Origin of the sequence: Parageobacillus caldoxylosilyticus NBRC 107762, from assembly GCF_000632715.1 — a bacterium.
Taxonomy (GTDB): domain Bacteria; phylum Bacillota; class Bacilli; order Bacillales; family Anoxybacillaceae; genus Saccharococcus; species Saccharococcus caldoxylosilyticus.
Map to the genome: position 1 here is coordinate 1 of NZ_BAWO01000124.1, position 781 is coordinate 781.

Below are 781 nucleotides of genomic sequence, written 5' to 3' on the forward strand. Positions count from 1 at the left end.
AAGCCCCCATTCCAAGGTAATTTTTGGGAGCCCCCTTAACAAAAAGCGCTGGAATTGCTGGTTATGCTTGATTTGCCCAAACACCGGCTCGTTTCCGATTTGTCGTTTTCGGTACGTCGCCGCCCCTTCTTCCGTGGACAGCCGTTTACGGATCTCTTGCCGTTGTTGTTGATTTCTCAAGGAAACGCGGATGGTTTTCGTGTCTTTGCCTTTGGCACATGCCGTTTGAAACGGGCATCCGGCACAAGCCGTACAACGATACGTCCGTTTGACGGTAACGTACCCGTTGTCGGTCGTTTCCTTCCGTTCATACACAAACACCAACCGTTCCCCTTTGGCGCAAATCCACTCATCCAGCTCCTCATCATACGTCATGTTCTCGATTCGGCCGATCTCCTTCGCCCACGCTTTCGTTTGTTCCCGATCCAACGTGTTGTACTTGATCAGGGCGACTATCTTCTTTTTCTCACAGTACGTGTAGTTCTCCTCACTCCCATAGGCGGAATCCGCAATGGCTTGTTTAGGCATGGGGCGTCCATAGGCGGCCAATTGCTCCAAATGCGGAATGAAACATCCGGCATCCCCTGCCCGTTGATGCACGCTAAATCCAGTGATGAATTGGTTCTCTGTCCCAATCTGCACATTGTACCCCGGTTTGAGCTGGCCGTTTTTCATATGGTCGTCCTTCATCCGCATAAACGTGGCATCCGGATCCATTTTCGAAAAACTGTTCCGTTCGCCTAATCTTTCTTTGTATTCTTCATATTTTTTCTTACGGGGG

The 781-nt window shown here is 50.2% G+C and carries 1 protein-coding gene; it reads right to left on the bottom strand.

All coding sequences use genetic code 11. The features are described from left to right. Nucleotides 1-781 (bottom strand): transposase (locus GCA01S_RS18920; RefSeq protein ID WP_042412590.1); only part of this gene is annotated, 781 nt, incomplete at both ends.